Origin of the sequence: Hoeflea sp. (assembly GCF_039975035.1) — a bacterium.
In the GTDB taxonomy this organism is placed as follows: Bacteria; Pseudomonadota; Alphaproteobacteria; order Rhizobiales; family Rhizobiaceae; genus Hoeflea.
This window is the reverse complement of the sequence record NZ_JBDWHW010000109.1, coordinates 1-15,620: the sequence shown is the minus strand read 5'-3', so window position 1 is coordinate 15,620 and position 15,620 is coordinate 1. Positions and strand designations below refer to the sequence as shown.

The 15,620-nt window shown below is 60.0% G+C and carries 18 protein-coding genes and 1 pseudogene; 9 read left to right on the top strand and 10 right to left on the bottom strand.

Annotation, left to right across the window (positions count from 1 at the left end):
* From ABJN75_RS09465 to ABJN75_RS09455, 3 genes are all read right to left on the bottom strand, one after another.
* Positions 1 to 998 (bottom strand): amidohydrolase (locus ABJN75_RS09465; protein WP_348439052.1); only part of this gene is annotated, 998 nt, incomplete at its 3' end.
* On the bottom strand, positions 995 to 1,201 hold the full coding sequence (locus ABJN75_RS09460; protein WP_348439050.1) for a DUF1737 domain-containing protein: 207 nt from the start codon (positions 1,199 to 1,201) through the stop codon (positions 995 to 997). The genes ABJN75_RS09465 and ABJN75_RS09460, both read right to left, overlap by 4 nt.
* Complete coding sequence (locus ABJN75_RS09455) at positions 1,198 to 2,127, bottom strand: CoA ester lyase (protein WP_348439048.1); 930 nt, start codon at positions 2,125 to 2,127, stop codon at positions 1,198 to 1,200. The genes ABJN75_RS09460 and ABJN75_RS09455 overlap by 4 nt, the downstream gene beginning before the upstream one ends.
* A gap of 143 nt (positions 2,128 to 2,270) precedes the next feature.
* Between ABJN75_RS09455 and ABJN75_RS09450 the strand changes: the two genes are divergently transcribed.
* The 4 genes from ABJN75_RS09450 to ABJN75_RS09435 all read left to right on the top strand — a co-directional run bounded on the left by ABJN75_RS09450 (position 2,271) and on the right by ABJN75_RS09435 (position 4,813).
* Positions 2,271 to 2,504, top strand: a complete 234-nt coding sequence (locus ABJN75_RS09450) for a hypothetical protein (protein ID WP_348439046.1) — start codon at positions 2,271 to 2,273, stop codon at positions 2,502 to 2,504.
* Positions 2,505 to 2,661: 157 nt separating this feature from the next.
* On the top strand, positions 2,662 to 3,267 hold the full coding sequence (gene leuD, locus ABJN75_RS09445; RefSeq protein WP_348439044.1) for a 3-isopropylmalate dehydratase small subunit: 606 nt from the start codon (positions 2,662 to 2,664) through the stop codon (positions 3,265 to 3,267).
* A gap of 77 nt (positions 3,268 to 3,344) precedes the next feature.
* The gene (locus ABJN75_RS09440) at positions 3,345 to 3,599 is read left to right on the top strand and encodes an acyl carrier protein (RefSeq protein ID WP_348439042.1); all 255 of its coding nucleotides are present in this window, start codon (positions 3,345 to 3,347) and stop codon (positions 3,597 to 3,599) included.
* Positions 3,600 to 3,601: 2 nt separating this feature from the next.
* Complete coding sequence (locus ABJN75_RS09435; protein WP_348439041.1) at positions 3,602 to 4,813, top strand: beta-ketoacyl-[acyl-carrier-protein] synthase family protein; 1,212 nt, start codon at positions 3,602 to 3,604, stop codon at positions 4,811 to 4,813.
* 48 nt (positions 4,814 to 4,861) lie between these two features.
* Here the strand turns inward: ABJN75_RS09435 and ABJN75_RS09430 are convergent, their stop codons facing one another.
* The gene (locus tag ABJN75_RS09430; protein ID WP_348439039.1) at positions 4,862 to 5,821 is read right to left on the bottom strand and encodes a M23 family metallopeptidase; all 960 of its coding nucleotides are present in this window, start codon (positions 5,819 to 5,821) and stop codon (positions 4,862 to 4,864) included.
* A gap of 123 nt (positions 5,822 to 5,944) precedes the next feature.
* On the opposite strand from ABJN75_RS09430, the gene leuB reads away from it, so the two are divergent.
* Entirely contained in the window at positions 5,945 to 7,048 is a 1,104-nt protein-coding gene (gene leuB, locus ABJN75_RS09425; RefSeq protein WP_348439037.1) for a 3-isopropylmalate dehydrogenase, read from the top strand.
* Positions 7,049 to 7,120: 72 nt separating this feature from the next.
* Here leuB and ABJN75_RS09420 read toward each other — a convergent pair whose 3' ends face one another.
* The gene (locus tag ABJN75_RS09420) at positions 7,121 to 7,555 is read right to left on the bottom strand and encodes an Lrp/AsnC family transcriptional regulator (protein WP_348439035.1); all 435 of its coding nucleotides are present in this window, start codon (positions 7,553 to 7,555) and stop codon (positions 7,121 to 7,123) included.
* 128 nt (positions 7,556 to 7,683) lie between these two features.
* On the opposite strand from ABJN75_RS09420, the gene ABJN75_RS09415 reads away from it, so the two are divergent.
* The 3 genes from ABJN75_RS09415 to ABJN75_RS09405 all read left to right on the top strand — a co-directional run bounded on the left by ABJN75_RS09415 (position 7,684) and on the right by ABJN75_RS09405 (position 10,730).
* Positions 7,684 to 8,541: a PhzF family phenazine biosynthesis protein gene (locus ABJN75_RS09415; RefSeq protein WP_348439033.1), complete on the top strand. Its 858-nt coding sequence runs from the start codon at positions 7,684 to 7,686 to the stop codon at positions 8,539 to 8,541.
* Positions 8,542 to 8,739: 198 nt separating this feature from the next.
* A complete protein-coding gene (locus tag ABJN75_RS09410) occupies positions 8,740 to 9,771 on the top strand; it encodes an aspartate-semialdehyde dehydrogenase (RefSeq protein ID WP_348439031.1) in 1,032 nt (343 codons plus the stop codon).
* 140 nt (positions 9,772 to 9,911) lie between these two features.
* Positions 9,912 to 10,730: a lytic murein transglycosylase gene (locus tag ABJN75_RS09405; RefSeq protein ID WP_348439029.1), complete on the top strand. Its 819-nt coding sequence runs from the start codon at positions 9,912 to 9,914 to the stop codon at positions 10,728 to 10,730.
* 96 nt (positions 10,731 to 10,826) lie between these two features.
* Here the strand turns inward: ABJN75_RS09405 and ABJN75_RS09400 are convergent, their stop codons facing one another.
* The 5 genes from ABJN75_RS09400 to ABJN75_RS09380 form a co-directional block, all read right to left on the bottom strand.
* On the bottom strand, positions 10,827 to 11,249 hold the full coding sequence (locus tag ABJN75_RS09400; RefSeq protein WP_348439027.1) for a nuclear transport factor 2 family protein: 423 nt from the start codon (positions 11,247 to 11,249) through the stop codon (positions 10,827 to 10,829).
* 79 nt (positions 11,250 to 11,328) lie between these two features.
* Entirely contained in the window at positions 11,329 to 11,979 is a 651-nt protein-coding gene (locus ABJN75_RS09395; protein ID WP_348439025.1) for a carbonic anhydrase, read from the bottom strand.
* Between the two features lie 185 nt (positions 11,980 to 12,164).
* Positions 12,165 to 12,911, bottom strand: coding sequence for a DUF429 domain-containing protein (locus ABJN75_RS09390; RefSeq protein WP_348439023.1), 747 nt, complete (start codon positions 12,909 to 12,911; stop codon positions 12,165 to 12,167).
* Positions 12,908 to 13,801, bottom strand: a complete 894-nt coding sequence (gene pdxY, locus ABJN75_RS09385) for a pyridoxal kinase PdxY (RefSeq protein ID WP_348439021.1) — start codon at positions 13,799 to 13,801, stop codon at positions 12,908 to 12,910. Before pdxY ends, ABJN75_RS09390 begins: the two co-directional genes overlap by 4 nt.
* On the bottom strand, positions 13,798 to 14,040 hold the full coding sequence (locus ABJN75_RS09380; protein WP_348439019.1) for a hypothetical protein: 243 nt from the start codon (positions 14,038 to 14,040) through the stop codon (positions 13,798 to 13,800). Before ABJN75_RS09380 ends, pdxY begins: the two co-directional genes overlap by 4 nt.
* Positions 14,041 to 14,427: 387 nt before the next feature.
* Here ABJN75_RS09380 and ABJN75_RS09375 point away from each other — a divergent pair.
* Positions 14,428 to 15,620: pseudogene (locus tag ABJN75_RS09375) on the top strand (NAD-glutamate dehydrogenase); the annotation flags it as partial.

Below are 15,620 nucleotides of genomic sequence, written 5' to 3'. Positions count from 1 at the left end.
GACCAGCGGAACGGCTGGTCGATCGCGGCGACGGCAACTGCTTCGGCCTGAAAGGCACGCTCGGCATAGACCGTCGCCTCGGGATCATTGTAACAGGCGGCAAAGCGGTCTTGCGTGCCCAGTTCAACCGCAAGCCCGTGTCTGTGTGCGGTCTCGCAAGCCACTTCGCTGGCGGCCTGCATCAGCCTGAACTGCAACTCGTCATCGACGCTGCGCAATGTCGCCCAGACTTCCGCCTGCCCCGGCGCGATGCCAAATGCGGCCTCTCCCAAACGCGCATGCACCAGCGTCACCAGAGCCTTGCCGGAAGCAAGATTCATTCGGGCCGGCAATTCCGGCAAACCGGAAACAAGCTCGCACAGGGCGCTGGCGGGGCTCGTCCCGGCTTCGGGCTGCGAGGCGTGCGAGGTCTTGCCCTCAAGCCTGATCCGAAGCCCTTCGGAAGCAAAATTGAAGGCACCCGAACGAATTCCCGCCGTTCCCAACGGCAGTCCGGGAAGATTGTGCAGCGCGAAGGCGAAATCGGGACGAAGGCTCGAAAAATCCGGATCGGCGATCACCGCGGCGGCCCCCGCACCGGTTTCCTCGGCCGGCTGAAACAGGACAATCACGCGGCCCCTGGCCGGACGGCGGGCCGCCAGCGCCATGCCCAACCCGCAGACTATCGCCATGTGCCCGTCATGACCGCAAAGATGCCCCTTGCCATCTGTGCGCGAGCGCCAGTCAACCGCGGAAATCTCCTTGATCGGAAGCCCATCGAGTTCACACCGGAACAACACCGACGGACCGGGCTGTCCACTGTCGAAAACCGCGGCCACGCCGTGACCGCCAAGCCCGGAGACCAGCCGGTCGGGGTTCAGTCGTTCGACAAACTCCATGATCCGCGCGGCGGTCAGCGCTTCTTCGCCCGAGACTTCGGGGGCCTGATGCAATTCACGCCGCAGCATCACCAGTTCGGGCGTTCGCGCTTGGCTGAAGGACAGCGGCACCGTGTTCATTGCTCGCCAAGCTTCATGCCGGGATGATAATCGACGCCGTCGACCTCTTTGGTGACGGCCTGGCTGCAGTGCATGATGCCTGCGGCTGCGTTGAAGGCGTAGGCCGGTGACCCGTGCAATTGCCAGCCCCTGGACAACGCCAGAGTCACCTTGTGACAAAAGGCCGAATCATCCGGCCCGGTCAGCAAACGGTATAGTTTCATTGGACCTGGTCTCCATTGTCCCGCGCGGCGATGCGCGCGGCCTTGTCAATCAGCCTCTCGGCTATATCCAGATGCAGCCGCTCGACCATGCGTCCGTCAAGACTGATGACGCCGCGTCCCTTGTTTTCCGGCATGGCAAAAGCCGCAGCGATGGCTTTTGCCTCGGCAAGCTGTTGCGGATCGATGCCGAATGTCGTGTTTGCGGCCGAAATCTGGGCCGGATGGATCAGTGTCTTGCCGTCAAATCCCATCGCCTGGCCATCACGGCATTCCGCGATCAATCCCGGTTCGTCCCTGAAATCATTGTAAACGCCGTCAAGCACATCCAGACCGTAGGCTCGCGCGCACAGGACAATCTGCATGAGCCAGGAGGACAGCCACGGCCGGCCCGGCAAGGCCGTGACGCCGGTTTCCTTGATCAGGTCATTGGCGCCGGTCACGAAACAATCGAGCCGTGCGCCGTCGGTACGCGCCATTCGCGCGATCTGACCCGCATTCATGACCCCGCGCGGCGTCTCGATCATCGCCCAGAGCCGCAGGGTTGCCGGCGCATCGGTCTGGTCAAGTGCGTCTTCCACTGCGGCAATATCATCGGGCGCATCAACCTTGGGGATCAGGATCGCATCCGGCCGGCAGCCCCGCGCCGCAAGCAGGTCTTCCGCTCCCCAGGGCGAAGACAGCGAATTGATGCGGATGATTTTTTCCATACCGGCAGGCAGCGCTTCGGCGCGGCCATCGGCAAAAAAGCTTCGCAGGCTTTCGCGGGTTTCATCCTTGGCTTCGGGCGCAACCGAATCCTCGAGATCGAAAACAACGCTGTCGCAGCCCAGGCCCGGCAGTTTGCCGAGCGCACGCGCATTGCCCGCCGGCAGGTAAAGCACAGAGCGGCGCGGCCGCACCGGTCGGGATCGCTGAGAATGTTCCATGCTGCCTTTATTGCCTCTGACGGCGATACCTTGCAAGAGGCTTGCGAAACAGGGGATAGGCCTGACGATGGCTGCAGATCTTCCTATTGAATGACGTCTCCCCAATCCCCAAATAAAGGCGGTACAATTGAGGAACACCCGTCATGAGAAAACTCGTTGCATTGTTTCTGGGTCTGGGTCTGGTTGCCGCCGCATTTGCCGGCTTGGCGCTGGCGGTGGTATTGGGCGTGATTTCAGCCAGCGTCATGCTTGTGGCGCGGATGACTGGTCGGCTGCAGCCCGCGATGGTTCGAACCAGCAGGGCTGACACCCGCGATGGCGCGCCACACGATTACCGGGTCTGGAACGACGGGCGCGGCACCATTATTGACATGTAGGGTCCCCGCGCCTTGCATCAGGTGATGCCGTTGAGGCGTAAATCCGGCAAAAACCCACGTTGAATGGCATTCTTGGAACGAAGTAGCCATCTGGCACTTCTTTTTCGGCTCCATGTTTGTTAAATGCTCCGGCACAGACAGACAGGACATCGAAGCCATGGAAAAATTCATCCGCCTCACCGGCGTTGCAGCGCCTCTTCCGGTCGTCAATATCGACACCGACATGATCATCCCCAAGGACTATCTCAAGACCATCAAGCGCACCGGTCTGGGCAAGGGCCTGTTCGCCGAAGCGCGCTACAACGAGGACGGTTCGGAAGTTCCTGAATTCGTGCTCAACCAGCCGGCCTGGCGCAATGCCTCAATCCTGATTGCCGGCGACAATTTCGGCTGCGGGTCTTCGCGAGAGCACGCCCCCTGGGCACTTCTGGATTTCGGCATTCGTTGCGTCATTTCCACAAGCTTCGCCGATATTTTCTACAACAATTGCTTCAAGAACGGCATTCTGCCGATTGTGGTCAGCCAGGAAGATCTCGACAAGCTGATGGACGACGCCCGGCGCGGCGCCAACGCCACAGTCTCGATTGATCTGGAGGAACAGGAGATCCGCGGACCCGATGGCGGCGTGATCAAGTTCGATATCGATCCTTTCAAGAAGCATTGCATGCTCAACGGCCTTGATGACATCGGTTTGACACTTGAAAAGGCAACCGCCATCGATAGTTTCGAAGCCGCAACATCTGATATTAGGCCTTGGCTTTAGTTTCGGCGCGCAGCTAAGCTGCATCCGGTATACTTTGGCACGACCATGCCTCTGGACGAAAGTTGAAGGAAAGACAAATGCCGAACGAGATCGAAGCCTCGACTATTGCCCTGATCGCATCGGCCGGCGAAATCGAAGCCGGCCAGATCACCCGCGATACCGAACTTTCGGAACTTGAGATAGATTCACTCGTCTTGACCGAAATCGTCATGGATATCGAGGATCAGCACAATATCGAGATTGATCTCAACACCGCCGAGGCCTGGGAATCGCTGAAAACCGTTGGCGACATGGTCGACATGGTCAAGAAACTCGTCGCGGCTCAGAACTGACGATGGATCGGCGGCGCGTCGTCATTACTGGCATCGGCGGTATTTGTGCGCTGGGTGGCGATTCCGACACAATCTGGGCCAGCATGAAAACAGGCCGCGATGGGTGCAGGCCGCTGTCGATCAACAAGCGGGATCTCAAGATTGGCGTTGGCTGCGGCATTGTCGACTATCCCGAACATGACGGGATCGACAAACGCCAGGGTCTGACCATGAGCGGTATCAGCCGCATATCGGTCATTGCCGCGCGTCAGGCCATGCAACAGGCCGGCCTGGAAAAGGACGGATTCGATCCGCGGAGGTCAGGCGCGGTGGTCGGTGTCGGCATTTTCGGGACCGATGCTGTCGACCAGAGCTATGTCGACGTCTTTCTGGAAAAGAAAAAGCGCACGCACATTTTCACGGTTCCGCGGGTTATGCCGAGCGGGCCTTCCGGTCATGTCTCCATTGCCATGGGGCTTCAGGGCCCGGTGTTTGGCGTCACCTCGGCTTGCGCTTCAGGAAATCATGCCTTCATTTCCGCGGTCGACCAGATCCGGCTTGGCCGCGCAGATGTGATGCTCGCGGGCGGAGCCGAACTGGCGCTGGTCTATGGTCCGCTCAAGGCCTGGGAATCACTTCGCGTGCTGGCCCGTTCGGTTTGCCGGCCGTTCTCCGCCGATCGCGACGGGCTGGTGCTCGGTGACGGCGCCTCGATTGCGGTCCTGGAATCCTATGAGCATGCCAGGGCGCGCGGAGCCAACATTCTGGCGGAAATCATCGGGGTTGGCCTCTCCGCCGATGCATCCGATATCGTCAATCCGACGATCGAAGGCCCTTCGAAAGCCATGCTCAACTGCCTCGAGGACGCGGGAATTTCGGCGGACGAGGTGGATTACATCAATGCCCATGGCACTGCTACCCAGGCCAATGACCAGACCGAAACCAGGGCGATCAGGCAGGTCTTCGGTTCCGCTGCCGACACGGTTTCCGTCTCTTCCACCAAGTCCATGCATGGTCATTGCCTTGGCGCATCAAGCGCCCTGGAGCTGATTGCCTGCGTCAACGCGATCAACGAAGGCGTGATCCCGCCGACCATCAACTACACAACCCCCGACCCGCTCTGCGATCTCGACGTCACGCCGAACGTGGCGAAAGAGAAGAAGGTCGACATCGCGATCTCCAATGCCTTTGCATTCGGAGGCACCAATGCGGTGATCGCGGTGGGCAAGGTCTGATCATCCGCCGCCCTGCCGCGCCGCAGGTTCATGTCCCAATTCTATGCATCACCTGATTTCGAGGTCGCTGCTTTGGATTGCAATCCTGTTGCCCTGCCTCAGGATCGAAGTCTGCAGACGGTAGTGACCCGGCGCGGGGGCGCCTTTCTTGCCGGCATAGGCGACATATACCGCTTTTGAACGATCCAGCGGCTCCGTGACTTGCTCGGCGAACAGTTGCCCATCCTTTTCGATCCGGAGTGCGAGCCTGTCGCCCTGCGCCAGGTTTATCGCCCAGATGTAACCGACCATGGCTTGCGAGCGCTGATCCGGCGGGGTTGGAAGACCGGCTTTGACGAGTTGCTTGTCGCTGACCGCTCCGGCCGCAAATCCGGCTGACAGTACGGTCGGCTGACCCGGTCTACCCAGGGTGGCCAGGGCGTTGCCATCCAGCCACCCGCTTGAGGCCGCAGCGGTATCATACGCCGAGCAGGCCTCGCCCGCGCCCAATCCGGTGAATGGATCAATCTCCCTGCCATCACGACGCAGCGTCACATGCACATGCGGAAAAGCAGCCAACCCGGACGCCCCGACAAACCCGAGCACATCGCCCTTGCGCACCTTTGCGCCGGTTTTTGCCCGCAGCGAGTCCCGCCGCATATGGCAATACTGGGTTTCAAATCCGCCGCCATGATCAAGCACCAGGCCATTGCCGCACTCGCGTGAACTGATCGCCTTCCGGTCCTCATCGGTTGACACCAGCTGATCGGCCATCCCGTCACGGGCCGCCTTGACAACCCCGTCGGCCATGGCGACGACCTCGACCCCACGCGCGACATCCTCCATCGACCTGACCCGGAAATCCGTTCCCTTGTGACCATCATAGGTCATTGTGCCGCACCAGGGATCGCGCGCACCGGGACCCGGATCGAGATCGACAAATTGCTGGATCGGACAGATAGAGCCCTGCGCACAGACAAGCGGCGGCCCGAACAGCGGCTCCGCGGACACCGCACATGCGGCCAGCATCACAAGCGGAACCGACAGGCACATCGGCTTCAAGAAGCGGGTTACCGTGTGAGACAGTTGAAAACCCTCCGAAGGATGTTTAAGGACGCTACATCTTTTCGATTTTGGTCCGGGGACTTCAAAATGGCAACACGCACTCTTTTCCTTCTCCCAGGCGACGGCATCGGCCCCGAGGCCATGACTGAAGTCCGCAAGGTCATCGCCTTTATGAATGAAAAGGAATCCACCGGCTTTGAGACCGACGAAGGTCTTGTCGGCGGTTGCGCTTACGATGCGCATGGACAGGCAATCTCGGATGCCGACATGGACAAGGCGATGGCCGCCGACGCGGTGCTGTTCGGCGCCGTCGGCGGACCGAAGTGGGATGCAGTACCCTATGAAGTGCGTCCCGAAGCCGGCTTGCTGCGACTGCGCAAGGACATGGAACTGTTTGCCAACCTGCGGCCTGCGATCTGCTACCCGGCCCTGGCAAGTTCATCATCGCTCAGGCAGGAAGTGGTCGAGGGCCTCGACATCCTGATCGTCCGCGAACTCACCGGCGGGGTTTATTTTGGCGAGCCCAAGGAGATCCTTGATCTCGGCAATGGCCAGAAGCGCGGCATCGACACCCAGGTTTACGATACCTACGAGATCGAGCGGATCTCGGCCGTCGCCTTTGAACTGGCCCGCACCCGCAAGAACGAAGTCTGTTCCATGGAAAAGCGCAACGTCATGAAATCCGGCGTGCTGTGGAACGAAGTGGTGACCGCTACCCACAAGGCCCGCTTCCCCGACGTCAAGCTCAGCCACATGCTGGCCGATGCCGGCGGCATGCAACTGGTTCGCTGGCCCAAGCAGTTCGACGTCATCGTCACCGACAACCTGTTTGGCGACATGCTCTCCGACGTTGCCGCGATGCTGACCGGATCGCTGGGCATGTTGCCTTCAGCCTCGCTCGGCGCACCCGATCCGAAGACCGGCAAACGCAAGGCGCTCTATGAACCGGTCCACGGTTCGGCACCGGACATCGCCGGTCAAGGCATCGCCAACCCGATCGCCATGATCGCCTCGTTTGCCATGTGCCTGCGTTATTCCTTCAACATGGTCGCCGAGGCAGACCGCCTTGAAGGCGCGATTGCAACCGTGCTCGACAAGGGCCTGCGCACCGGCGACATCATGTCCGACGGCTGCCAGGAGGTCACGACATCACAAATGGGCGACGCGATCCTGGCCGCCTACGCCGGCTGACGGATACAACCGCGACGCCAGATCTTATGCACCCGGTCGGGCACAAGCCGGGCCGGGTTTTTCATGCGGTCTTCAAACCGGTATGCGATCGCGCAAGGGCGTTGACTTGACGATCATCGTATTGGTTTCGGCCTTGTCGTGAAACGGCAGCAGCACCGGATCGAGATCCGCGATCGAACGCAGCGCCAGCCTGGTGACGAAGCAGTCATCTCCAGTCACCTTGTCACAATCGACAAAGCCCGGCTCGTTCATGATCATGTCCTCGACAATGTGCATGTTTCCAGGTCTTGGCTTGATCCTGACAATCGCCTGCAGCGGATATCCCAAAGCCTCCAGATCGAGCTCCACGGTATAACGCGATATGATGCCGTTGGCCTCGAGCCGGCGCATCCGCTCGCCTGTCGATGGCCCCGACAGGCCGACCTGACGCGACAATTGGCTCACCGGCATGCGGGCATCTTCCCGCAGCAGCCTGACAATCAGCCGGTCCTTGTCATCCATTTTCATCTTGAAGGCTCACTCGTCAAAACAGTTATCATCTGTAGCCAATACAACCTTTCTTTCTGAAAAATCGCAAGGTCAGGTCGGCATCAAGGCGGTATCCTGCCACAAGTTGATTTGCGAAGGGAAACATCATGACTGTCGAACGCATTGCCGCATTCTCCGACGCCGGAAAAGGCGGAAACCCCGCCGGGATCGCGATTGCCGATCAGTTCCCGCCGGAAGCCGAAATGCGCCGCATCGCGGCGGAAGTCGGCTATTCCGAAACCGCTTTCGCGGTCCCCGACGGCGCAGCCGATCACTGGCGTGTCCGCTATTTCTCGCCGGAATCGGAAGTTGCGTTCTGCGGACACGCCACCATCGCACTTGGCGCAGCGCTGGCGCGGCACTCCGGTGACGGCCGCTATCACCTCAAGCTCAACACCGCCGAGATCACCGTGGAGGCGCTGGCCGCGGGGTCAGGGTACAGCGCGGCGCTGCAATCGCCTCCGACCAGCAGCAAGCCCGCACGTCCGGGGCTGCTGGATGAAACCCTCGCCCTGTTTGGCTATCAGGTGGACCAGCTCGATCCGAAACTTCCGCCAGCCGAAATTCACGGTGGCGCCGATCATCTGGTCATCACTCTCAAGCACCGGGCCGATCTGGCCAGCATGAATTATGATCTGGACGCGGGCCGCGCCCTGATGCGGAAATACGCTCTTGTCACCATCATGCTGGTTTGGGTCCGCAACGATACCGAATTCGACGTGCGCAACGCCTTCGCCTCCGGCGGCGTTCTGGAAGATCCGGCGACCGGTGCGGCGGCAGCCGCATTTGCCGGCTATCTGCGCGATCTCGGCTGGCCGCACGGCAACCATATCCACATCGTTCAGGGCGAGGATATGGGTGAAAAATCCGTCATCGACGCGCAATTGAGCGATCAACCTGGCAGTTCGATCCGGATATCCGGCGCCACGCGGATGATCGATGCCGCCCCCGCAGTCGATCGATAGGGGCGGGACCGTTTCCGATTCCAAAAGCCCGGACCGCAGGTCAATTGACATTTCGCCACTCTTGCAGCAAAACACCGCCACCATGCGCACCACGATCAAAACCAAGACCGCGATCTGACCCGTTCCGCCCCTCACTCTCCCCGGGGCGGGAAGAGTGGCGCTTGACCGCTAACAAGGGGAGAGAGGAGCACGGGAACCATGGGTTTCAAAATCGCAATTGTCGGTGCGACGGGCAATGTCGGCCGCGAAATGCTCAACATTTTGTCGGAGCGCGCTTTTCCTGTCAGCGAAGTCGTGGCGCTTGCCTCGAGCCGTTCGATCAACACCGAGGTTTCCTTCGGCGACAAGACCCTGAAGGTCAAAAACCTCGAGAACTATGATTTCTCCGACACCGATATCTGCCTGATGTCGGCCGGCGGCACCGTCAGCAAGAAATGGTCGCCCAAGATTGCCGCACAGGGCTGCATTGTCATCGACAACTCCTCGGCCTGGCGCTACGACGCCGATGTGCCGCTGATCGTGCCGGAAGTGAACCCGGACGCGATTTCCGGTTACACAAAACGCAACATCATCGCCAACCCGAATTGCTCCACCGCCCAGTTGGTCGTTGCGCTCAAGCCGCTGCATGATCACGCCAAGATCAAGCGCCTGGTGGTCTCGACCTACCAGTCGGTTTCCGGCGCCGGCAAGGACGGCATGGATGAGCTGTTCAACCAGACCCGCGCCGTGTTTGTCGCCGACTCGATCTCGAGCCACAAATTCACCAAGCGCATCGCCTTCAACGTCATTCCGCATATCGATGATTTCATGGAAGACGGTTACACCAAGGAAGAATGGAAGGTGCTGGCCGAGACCAAGAAGATGCTCGATCCCAAGATCAAGGTCACCTGCACCGCGGTGCGCGTGCCGGTATTCATCGGTCACTCCGAATCAGTCAATATAGAGTTCGAAAACGAGATCAGCGCCGACGAAGCCCGCGATATCCTGCGCGATGCGCCCGGATGCCAGGTCATCGACAAGCATGAGGACGGCGGCTACATCACGCCCTATGAATGCGCTGGCGAGGACGCGACCTTCATCTCGCGCATACGCGAGGATGCGACCGTCGAGAACGGTCTCAATATCTGGGTTGTCTCGGATAATCTGCGCAAGGGTGCAGCACTCAACGCCATCCAGATCGCCGAACTGATGGACAATCGCCGTTTGATCAAGCCACGCCTCGCCGCCTGATCCGGACCAGGGCAGAACTCAAACCCGGCCATTGCGCTGCGATGGCCGGGCTTTTAGTCATCCGCGGGACCGTGACTTTTCGCCGAATCGCTGGCAATGTTCGCAGCGGAACGGTTTCACGTGACAGAGGGCTTGGAAGCATGAACGGCAAAAGTCGAAGACTGGCAGTACTGGGGGCGGCAGCGCTCGTCACCATCGGACTGAGCGCGACCGCGCACGCCGCGCAATGCGGCAACACGTCCAAGGGGTATTCCGCCTGGGTAGCGCAATTCAAGCAGGAAGCCTCAAGGGCCGGCATTTCGGATCGCACGCTCGACCGGGCTTTCAAGAACGCCCGCTACGCCACCAAGACCATATCGCTGGACCGCAACCAGAGAAGTTTCAAACTGTCGTTTGACCAGTTTATGCAAAAACGCGGCGCTTCTTCCATTATCTCCAAGGGCAAGCGGCTCAAGAAACAGAACGCCGGGCTGTTCGCGGCCATCGAGAAGAAATACGGCGTACCAGCCGGTCCGTTGATTGCAATCTGGGGGATGGAATCCGGCTTCGGATCGTTTACCGGCAATCAGCATACGGTCTCTGCGGTCTCCACACTGGCCTATGATTGCCGGCGGTCGGCCTTTTTCACCGAACAGCTTTATGCTCTGCTTCAACTGATCCAGAAGGGCTGGCTGAGCCCGGATTTCAAGGGTGCGGCGCATGGCGAAATCGGCCAGACCCAGTTTCTGCCTGCCAATGTGGCGCGATTTGGCACTGACGGTGACCGCAATGGCAGTATCAATCTGGGCTCTGCCGCCGATGCACTTGCATCAACCGCCAATTTTCTGCGCGGACACGGCTGGAGCCGGGGCGGCGGCTATCAGCCGGGGCAGGGAAATTACCGGGCAATCCAGGGTTGGAACGCGGCAGGCGTCTACCAGAAGGCCATCGCCAAGATCGGCGCGGAAATCGACGGCTGATTTCAGCAGCTGCCTACCGCGGCGCTGGTACACTTTGAAATGATGCATGTCTTTATCGCAAAACCGCGGGACATTTTTGCGCGACATGCATGAGGTTCAGAAATTCTCGCAGCTGTCGCTGTCGGTGGTCTGGATGCTGCGGATGATCTTGCCATCGCGAAATGCGAAGGTCTCGCGGATCGTCAACTCGTTGTCGGGGAATTGGTAGCAGACCAGCACCGTGGCTTTGGCTTCATCAACCGGGGCGCCTTCTTCAAGTTGCCAGGCGAGATTGGCGGTCTTGACGATGTCTTCCCATTCATCCAGCGCCTCGATGAACTCTGCCTTGGTCTGGGTCACGCCCAGATCCTCCAGCTCGATGACGGCGTCATCGGCCAGCAAATCGGCGATTGCCACACGATTGACGTCGAACAGCGCAGTGTACCACCGGTCCAGAAGGGAACTTTGCGCAAACGCAGAGGAAACGCTAACCGTCGCGACCATGGCCAGCGCTGAAATCAAAGACCGGATTGCAATCATATTGGGCTCCCAGACAGCGCCCATTCGACGAAACGCGAGGCACCTGTCGGCCTATGGAAGCGGAGAGCATGGCTTGCTGTCAAGCAAGCTTGGGTTCGGGCCTGAAAAAATCGCCGGTTTTGGGATCCATGACCCACAATTCGCCGGTGGAAATGTCGAACCATGCGCCGTGCAACGCCATCTTGCCGCGATCCTCGAGGATTTTGACGCAAGGGAAAGTCCGCAAATTGGCCAGGGAATTGCGGATCGAGATCCGTTCCAGCGCAATCTGGCGTTCGCTGCCGGTCATCAGCTGGCTGTCCTGGATCTGCTGCGCCACCGGTTTGAGCAAACCCATCCATTGTCCGATGAAATCGCCTGGCGACAACGGCGAGGCTTTCGGATCAAGCGCCGCCTGAATGCCGCCACAGCGGCCATGGCCCATCACCACGATCTGCCGGATCTTCAGTGACTGAACGGCAAATTCAAGCGCGGCGGAGGTCGAGTGATAATTGCTGTCGGGCGCGTAGGGCGGCACCATGTTGGCGACATTTCGCACCACGAACATTTCGCCCGGGCCGCAATCGAATATGGTCTCGGGCGCGGAACGGGAATCACAGCAGGCAATCACCAGCGTGTGTGGTTCCTGACCTGATTCGGCGAGGTCCCGGTAACGCTGGCTCTCGGCCGTATAGCGGCCGGTCATGAACGAATGATAGCCTTCAAGAAGGCGGTTGGGAAAAGTCGACATGACTTTGCACATAGCCGGGGACGCGGCCAAGATCAATCAACCTTTTGGTAGCAGACCAGCAGCCGAACCTGTACTACCTGCCAGATATCCGGCCCGTCGGCCTGGTAGTGCTCGTGTTTGGCCGGTCAGCAACCGCAATTGCTGAGGATTACGGCCAAATGGGCCTGATCCGGCAGGCTGCATGGTCACCCGTGAATCGCAATTGTGATCCCGTAGCGGTCACGCGCCGGTTTCGCAGGAAACGGAGCTGTCAGGCCTTTCACGTAGCGTTTTGCCATAACAAGGTTGACCGCAGCATCGACAAGGTCATCCATCGCCGCTCCCCGGGGAGGGGGCGCTGCAAGACTATCCGGGTCAATGCCATGCCGCGCAAGCAATCCGGTCCGTTCGGCCATGCCTGCCGGATTGACCACGCCACGGATTTTTTTCCGTGTCGTCAGCGCCACCATGCCGTTGAGCCGGCAAAAGGCAAATTCCGGGTGACATTCGAAAATGCGATCACGCAATCCCGGATCGGCTTGAAGCAGGCGGTCTATCTCGCGGATCTTGCCAAACAGGAAAAAAGCCTGCTTGGAGACCTTCCTCGGCGGATCGGAGGTTTGTTGCGCCAGATTGCAAGCTTCGTGATAGCTCGGCGCCTCGACCGCCGCACGCGCCGGAATGGCAAATACGCTCGATCGACGCGCACCAAGATGCGGCCGGATCGCCTGTTCCGGTCCCCGCCCCGGTCCGCTGATCCGATCGGGCAGACCCATCGGCATATCCACCGCCAGGATGGCGCCGGGTCCCAGCTCATCCACCAGATCGCCAAAACTGGCGTGGATCAGGGTCTGCGGCCGGGTATGGCCGGGCAGAAGCGCCAGCGCAATCCATCCGGCCCGGCAGCCATCGACCCCGGCCAGCGCCACGCCGTGCGACTGGTCCGGGTTCACGGCCTCTTGCGGTCCGCCATCGAGCGGATCGCGCGCATATTGACCATCGCCATCGGCGTGCGCAGGCTTTGCGCGTCGGTTTCCAGCGTCAGTTCATCCGCGCCGCGCCGCGCTGTTCTGGCGAGAATCTCGAACACCGCCCCCGTCGCCATCTGCAGCGCCTTTTCCTCCGGCACGCCTTCCAGCAACCGGGCGAGAAAAGTTGCCGACATCAGATCACCCAGGCCGTTGGGAGCTTTGGGTATGAGCCGGTGTTCGGCCATCAGCGCCTGTCGACCGCTGACCATGAGATTGCCGGTGCTTCCGGCCATCAGCGCCGGCGCCGACGTCACCAGCACCCGGGCCGGGCCAAGGGTTTCCGCCGCCGCCATGATTGATCCGACATCGGCCATCGGCGCGCCCGAGAGCCAGGCAAGTTCGTGCACATTGGGTGTGGCAATATCGGCAATCGGGATCAGCTTTGAGCCAATTGCCGATGCAACGGCATCCGGGACATAGAGCCCGCCGGTATCGCCGATCACCGGATCGCACATATACACAGCCTTTGGATGGGCGCGGCGCACCGCTTCGACAAGCCGGGCGACATCATCGGCCTGCCCGGCATCGCCCAGGTATCCGCTGAGCACAGCGCCAACCTCGCCAAGCCATGGCGCGGTACAAAGATCGTTTATCAGTGCGGAAAAATCCTCTCGCGACGGCACGATACGGGTCGCCCGCGAATGACCGGGATGCCAGGGCAGAATAACCGTCGGGACCGCCCAGACCGGAAACCCGAGCGTTTCCAGTGCAAACACCGCCGCCCGGTTTCCCACCGAGCCGCGCACCACATGGCTGGAAATCACGATCACCGAGGTCCGGATATCCGGGTTGCGCTGATTTTCCGCCGTCATCTCGAAATTTGCCTGAACAGCCAGAACAACAGACCGACAAGCGCGACAACCGCCAGGCCACGCGCGATTCGTGTCCCCCACACCTCAATCTTGTCGGTCTTGTCCGCGTCGCTGGCGGCAAAATGATCCCGCACTCCGTTGGCGGCAGATTTCATGACAGGGGTCGCCGACAAGCCCCCCTCAGCGCCGAGACGGTCGAGTGCGCGTTTTGCCTGGCGAACGGTTTCGTCATCTTTCATGATCTGGGCTCCCGGCCCGATTGGAATTTGCCGCAGCATAGCACTGCAATGGCCCGGCGACAGCACCTATCGCCAGCAAGCTGCACACCAGGCCGGTGTCTGCCGCCCGGGTTCGCGCAAGAACTAGCGCGCAAGACTGTAATACTCGGGGTTTGGCCGCGCCGGACTGCATAGAGCACCATGCCGAGTTTTTCCTGGCATTTGGCAAAATAGCCGGTCATTGCCCCGCTCAGCGGCGTTTCCGGCTCACATGTCAGAGCTGTGGCGGAATTCGGCGCAGTCGGCATGATTTTTCCTCCAATAACGATCGGCAGAAGCGAAATCAGGTCGCTTTGTCAGATACTTCTGCTAGGTTTCGACCAAAGATCAAGCCTTGGAGGGAATGGGATGGCTGTCAGGAACACACGCGGGTCCAAAAAACTGCTTGCCGAGGCTGCATCCATTGCCTCAACCGACAACAAACCGCACGTAAACCTTCAAGTGCTTTTTTCCAGGGTCAGCGACGACGATCTTGGGCATTTTCCCGCCAGAATCCTCGCTGATTGCGCGATTCTGGCGGAATCCGAAATTCGCGCCTGGGACGGTAAAGCCGCAAGATTGAGCCTGCTCAACTTCGACAAGGCGACGACGGATGGCCAGGATGTAACTATCATTGCCATCACCACCCTCAACAAGCCGTTTCTCTATGATTCGGTTATGGGCGAAGTGACATCCGAAGTCCGCGACATCCTCATGGCACTGCATCCGATCGTGGTGGTATCGGGCAAGAACCCGGTGGCGCTGTTTTCCCACGGCGATGGAAGCGACCATTCCCAACGCGTCAGCCACATCCAGATCCACATGCCGCGTCTGGGCGACGTGGAAGCCAGCAACCTTGCAGCCCGTGTCCGCCATGTTCTTGATCAGGTCCGGGCCGCAGTGACCGACTGGAAGGCGATGCTGGCGATGATCGACCACAGCGCCGCCGACCTGGTTGCGCTGGATGTTGACAGGAAGACCGAACCTGCCCGGCAGGAAGCGCTGGCCTTTATCGCATGGCTGCGCGAAAACAATTTCACCTTTCTGGGGATGCGTGAATATGTCTATTCGGGCGACGGCAAGTCGGCGGAATTGAGCCGGGCTTCCTCGGAAGGCCTGGGCATTCTGTCAGATCCTGATGTGCTGGTGCTGCGGCTCGGCAAGGATCAGGTGACGACGACGCCGGAGATCCTGGACTTTCTGCAAGGTCCGGATTTTCTCATCGTCACCAAGGCAAACGCCCGCTCGGTGATCCATCGCCGCACCTACATGGACTATATCGGGATCAAGCGGTTCGATTCCAAAGGGAGGGTCATCGGGGAGTTGCGCATCGTGGGGCTTTTCACCTCCACGGCCTACACCCGTTCGGTCACCAATATTCCGTTGCTTCGCTCCAAGGTGCAGGCGGTTGTTTCCGAATTCGGTTATGATCCTGAAAGCCACTCGGGGAAATTGCTGCTCAACACGCTCGAAGCCTATCCACGCGACGACCTGTTTCAGATCGATGCGTCGTTGCTGGCGCGTTTCTGCAGCCAGATCAACGACCTTTCCGATCGGCCGCG

Excerpts from the sequence above, each read along its gene's own strand:
- ABJN75_RS09460 (WP_348439050.1), bottom strand. The coding sequence starts at position 1,201 with ATGAAACTATACCGTTTGCTGACCGGGCCGGATGATTCGGCCTTTTGT.
- ABJN75_RS09455 (WP_348439048.1), bottom strand. The coding sequence starts at position 2,127 with ATGGAACATTCTCAGCGATCCCGACCGGTGCGGCCGCGCCGCTCTGTG.
- ABJN75_RS09450 (WP_348439046.1), top strand. The coding sequence starts at position 2,271 with ATGAGAAAACTCGTTGCATTGTTTCTGGGTCTGGGTCTGGTTGCCGCC.
- leuD (WP_348439044.1), top strand. The coding sequence starts at position 2,662 with ATGGAAAAATTCATCCGCCTCACCGGCGTTGCAGCGCCTCTTCCGGTC.
- ABJN75_RS09440 (WP_348439042.1), top strand. The coding sequence starts at position 3,345 with ATGCCGAACGAGATCGAAGCCTCGACTATTGCCCTGATCGCATCGGCC.
- ABJN75_RS09435 (WP_348439041.1), top strand. The coding sequence starts at position 3,602 with ATGGATCGGCGGCGCGTCGTCATTACTGGCATCGGCGGTATTTGTGCG.
- ABJN75_RS09430 (WP_348439039.1), bottom strand. The coding sequence starts at position 5,821 with ATGCTGGCCGCATGTGCGGTGTCCGCGGAGCCGCTGTTCGGGCCGCCG.
- leuB (WP_348439037.1), top strand. The coding sequence starts at position 5,945 with ATGGCAACACGCACTCTTTTCCTTCTCCCAGGCGACGGCATCGGCCCC.
- ABJN75_RS09420 (WP_348439035.1), bottom strand. The coding sequence starts at position 7,555 with ATGAAAATGGATGACAAGGACCGGCTGATTGTCAGGCTGCTGCGGGAA.
- ABJN75_RS09415 (WP_348439033.1), top strand. The coding sequence starts at position 7,684 with ATGACTGTCGAACGCATTGCCGCATTCTCCGACGCCGGAAAAGGCGGA.
- ABJN75_RS09410 (WP_348439031.1), top strand. The coding sequence starts at position 8,740 with ATGGGTTTCAAAATCGCAATTGTCGGTGCGACGGGCAATGTCGGCCGC.
- ABJN75_RS09405 (WP_348439029.1), top strand. The coding sequence starts at position 9,912 with ATGAACGGCAAAAGTCGAAGACTGGCAGTACTGGGGGCGGCAGCGCTC.
- ABJN75_RS09400 (WP_348439027.1), bottom strand. The coding sequence starts at position 11,249 with ATGATTGCAATCCGGTCTTTGATTTCAGCGCTGGCCATGGTCGCGACG.
- ABJN75_RS09395 (WP_348439025.1), bottom strand. The coding sequence starts at position 11,979 with ATGTCGACTTTTCCCAACCGCCTTCTTGAAGGCTATCATTCGTTCATG.
- pdxY (WP_348439021.1), bottom strand. The coding sequence starts at position 13,801 with ATGACGGCGGAAAATCAGCGCAACCCGGATATCCGGACCTCGGTGATC.
- ABJN75_RS09380 (WP_348439019.1), bottom strand. The coding sequence starts at position 14,040 with ATGAAAGATGACGAAACCGTTCGCCAGGCAAAACGCGCACTCGACCGT.